The 3,422-nt window shown below is 40.8% G+C and carries 5 protein-coding genes; all 5 read left to right on the top strand.

Annotated elements, in window-relative coordinates:
• Positions 1-261 precede the first annotated feature (261 nt).
• The 5 genes from KIV41_RS23360 to KIV41_RS23335 all read left to right on the top strand — a co-directional run bounded on the left by KIV41_RS23360 (position 262) and on the right by KIV41_RS23335 (position 3,108).
• Positions 262-756, top strand: a complete 495-nt coding sequence (locus tag KIV41_RS23360) for a hypothetical protein (protein ID WP_045393802.1) — start codon at positions 262-264, stop codon at positions 754-756.
• Positions 757-923: 167 nt separating this feature from the next.
• Positions 924-1,250 (top strand): hypothetical protein, encoded by a 327-nt coding sequence (locus KIV41_RS23355; protein ID WP_045393799.1) that lies wholly within the window; start codon positions 924-926, stop codon positions 1,248-1,250.
• A 137-nt stretch (positions 1,251-1,387) separates the two neighbouring features.
• Positions 1,388-1,744: a hypothetical protein gene (locus KIV41_RS23350; protein WP_285337771.1), complete on the top strand. Its 357-nt coding sequence runs from the start codon at positions 1,388-1,390 to the stop codon at positions 1,742-1,744.
• Between the two features lie 143 nt (positions 1,745-1,887).
• Positions 1,888-2,415: a CbrC family protein gene (locus KIV41_RS23340; protein WP_285337769.1), complete on the top strand. Its 528-nt coding sequence runs from the start codon at positions 1,888-1,890 to the stop codon at positions 2,413-2,415.
• A 147-nt stretch (positions 2,416-2,562) separates the two neighbouring features.
• Positions 2,563-3,108: a hypothetical protein gene (locus KIV41_RS23335; protein ID WP_285337768.1), complete on the top strand. Its 546-nt coding sequence runs from the start codon at positions 2,563-2,565 to the stop codon at positions 3,106-3,108.
• The last annotated feature ends 314 nt before the right edge of the window (positions 3,109-3,422 follow it).

Genomic DNA, 3,422 nt, shown 5'->3' with positions numbered 1-3,422 from the left:
TACAGTTAGTGTTCAAAGATGGCAGCTATATCAACAAACTAGGGGGATATGATGGCCATTTAACTAACTCGGATGCTTTTGGTGATGAATCTCTAGAAGATGTCATTTACAAATAAACATAACAAACTGTTCAAGAGGGATTCGCAACGCGTGGCATTTTCACTATGCGTTGGTTTAAGTGATTAAGGTTGTGTGCGGTGGTTTCGGTATTGCGTTGCTCACCCCTTAACAGGGCGTTATACGTTTCCGGAGGATTTGACATTGGAAGAACTAGTTCAGAAATTAGCTTCAATTGATGAGCTGGAAACTTGGAAGCAGCATTGCCAAGGTTACAGTTCTCAAGAGAAGAAAGCTGCGTTCGAGCGTGCTCAATCGTTGTGGATTGCCAGAAAAGTATCAGAGAATACTCTCTATCTTCATCCCGAGGTTATCTCGGATCTTCAAAAGCAAAACTGGCTTCCAAATGATATGCAAAAGCGCATGATATGGGCAAGTGTGTTAGCTTCCGGTGAGGGTAGCGATAGTAGACAACGTTTCAAGTCCATCAAAGCTAGCTTACTTAAGAAGCATGGTAGAGATTGGTGGGAAGATGTCTATAAACGTCAAAAATCTGCATTTGCAGCTAAAGAACGTATTCGGAATCAAACTGCTTCAAACGGTGTTGCTGTCAATATGCTTATGGCAAAAACTCACTTATTAGGTGATATTGCCAGAGACCAAATACACAGTGCATTGAGTATGGTTCCTAAGTGGTAAAAAACGCATAACAAAGCGTTTAAGACGAATTCCCAACGCTTGGCATTTTTGGTTTACTTCGGCTTTAGTGTTTACGGCACAATACTTTAAGTGCAGTGGTCTGCGTTGCTCACCACTTAACGCGGCGTTATGCTCTATGCTGAAAATTGAACCTTATGGAGGTTTGTATGAGTATCAAAGAGTCTGATTGGAAAGTCTTTTGCGAAATCAAAAAAGAAGCAATTCAGTTGTATTGCACGAGACAACTGAATGAAGTCATTGAAACTATTACTGACGAGTCAGAACTGGCAGGAGAAAGGTTTCATTTTATGTGTCAGTATTCCAAAACGTCAGAAAAGCAGATGAAGCTGATCTTTGATGGTCACTCTCGTAATAAGGCATTTATTCAGCTCATGCTAATGTGTGAAGAAAATTTGGTTGCACCAGAGCAGTTCGTGCGCCTCTCGGATGAGTTCAAAAAAGACATTACGTCGTTGTTGGAAAGACGAGCATAACGAAGCGTTTAAGAAGGATTCACAACGCTCGGCATTTTCGGTTTGCTTCAGTTTTGGTGTTTACGGCACAATGCTTTAAGTGTGGTGGTCTGCGTTGCTCACTACTTAACGCGGTGTTAGGTGTCATGGAGAAACATGTGGAAATAAAAGGTATTGGGACTCTAATAAAGCGAGAGGGCTATTGGGAAATTGAGCCCATCAATTTAAACGGTGCAACTATTTATATAGAGAAAGAACATGTCATCGACGAGGATGTAGAAGCCATTAAGCGAATATCTGCCTCATGGTTGGAAACAATTAAAGAATGTTACGGCTATATCGAACAAAACCGAGAAAGCTATGGGATGGAAGCAAAAACGTTTTCTAATCCAAATGTGTTTTTAAATTCAACGCTTGAATGGGCTGTTTATTTTGATACCGAAAGTGAGTTGGAAGCGGTTGTTGGGGTAGATTTTTTGGGCAACAAGCCAAATCAATTAGTCATTGGGGACTGAACACCTAACAAACTGTTCAAGAGTGATTCGCAACGCGTGGCACTTTTACTGTGCGTTGGTTTTAGTGTTTAAGGTGGTATGCGGCGGCATCGGTATTGCGTTGCTCACCCCTTAGCAGGGCGTTAACTTACAATGGTAGAAAAATGGAACTTCCGAAATTTAAGTATCATCCCGACCCAATAGCGACGGGTGTTTTCGAGAAAAGCGATGATATTTGTGAATGCTGTAGCAAAGCTAAAGGGTATATTTACACTTCAAGTTTTTATACAGCACAAGATGTGAAATCTATTTGTCCGTGGTGCATAGCTGATGGTTCTGCTGCTACAAAATACAATGGTTCATTTTCTGATGATTACCCTTTGATTGAAGAGGGCGTTGATCTTGCGGTAGTTGTTGAAGTCTGTGAAAGGACACCTGGTTATCCGTCGTGGCAACAGGAAACATGGCAAGTTCATTGCGGTACTGCCTGTGAGTTTCACGGTGACGCTGAAAAAGAGGATTTAGAGCGTCTCGCTGGCGATGAGTTAGATACGTTTCTGGCGAAAGAAATGGTTGAGCCTGAAGTTTGGACGAAGATGATCCAACATTATGAAAAAGGTGGGCAACCATCGGTATATAAATTCAAATGCACGGAATGTCAGGAAATAGTCCTCACAATGGATTATACGTAATTGGCCAGTTAACAAAGTGTTTAAGACGGATTCCCAACGCTTGGCACTTTCGACTTTCTTCAACTTAAGTATTTATGTCACAATGGTTTAAGTAGGGTGGTCTGCGTTGCTCACACCTTAACGCGGCGTTATGCGCCTCGGAGTAATATGAAAGCAAAGTTGAATACGAAAATAAATATTGTTAAATCATTTATAAGCTGGGTCCCACTTTTATTGGCCTCATTAATCTTTTATTTTGTGATGTTTGGGGCCGGTATAATGTGGCTTTTCAAAAGCTACTTAGGTTTTTCTGAAGTTGAAGCGCGAGAGATCTCATTTCCCTTAGCGGGGGCGCAACTGTGCGTGACAGTATTTATTTACTTTATTTGGTTAGCCAAAATATTGGCTGCTTTTCGCCTGGAGATTGAAGGTTCTCACTTGATTATCAAGTCCGGTGGATTTAAAGGAATAAATAGAAAGATACCAATAAATGAAATTGAGGGAATTGATATTGGTTCTCAAACCAATGCGATTGAAAACTTATCTGGGCACCCTGCTATCAAGAATTTAGTAGCTTCTCGATTGGTGGTAGCACTTAAATCAGGAGAAATGCTTAAATTAGATCTAGCCCTCAAGGTTTTTGATAGTAATTCATTGCTTAAACTGTTAAGGCAGGCAGAAAAACTTGGTGTGCGAACAAATATCAGCGAATAACAAAGCGTTTAAGACGGATTCACAACGCTTGGCATTTTTGGTTTGTATCAGCTTAAGTGTTTAGGGCACAATGGTTTAGGTTGGGTGGTCGCGTTGTTCACCACTTAATGCGGCGTTAAGTGCTTACCAGAGATCACTTAAACATAATCAGGAGTAATGATGAATAAAGAACAGGCTAAAAAACACATTGAAGATAATCTGAACGATGGAGACTCACTGATAGGTTTTTTTCAGGCAGTCAGTCCACCAAATATTTGGCTATTCTTGCTAATTGGCCCTCTTTTCATTCTAAGCATGAGAACATACTTCTTAGC

Origin of the sequence: Vibrio sp. D401a, from assembly GCF_030248515.1 — a bacterium.
Classification (GTDB): domain Bacteria; phylum Pseudomonadota; class Gammaproteobacteria; order Enterobacterales; family Vibrionaceae; genus Vibrio; species Vibrio rotiferianus.
This window is presented reverse-complemented; position numbering and strand designations above follow the sequence as displayed.

Excerpts from the sequence above, each read along its gene's own strand:
- KIV41_RS23355 (WP_045393799.1), top strand. The coding sequence starts at position 924 with ATGAGTATCAAAGAGTCTGATTGGAAAGTCTTTTGCGAAATCAAAAAA.
- KIV41_RS23340 (WP_285337769.1), top strand. The coding sequence starts at position 1,888 with ATGGAACTTCCGAAATTTAAGTATCATCCCGACCCAATAGCGACGGGT.
- KIV41_RS23335 (WP_285337768.1), top strand. The coding sequence starts at position 2,563 with ATGAAAGCAAAGTTGAATACGAAAATAAATATTGTTAAATCATTTATA.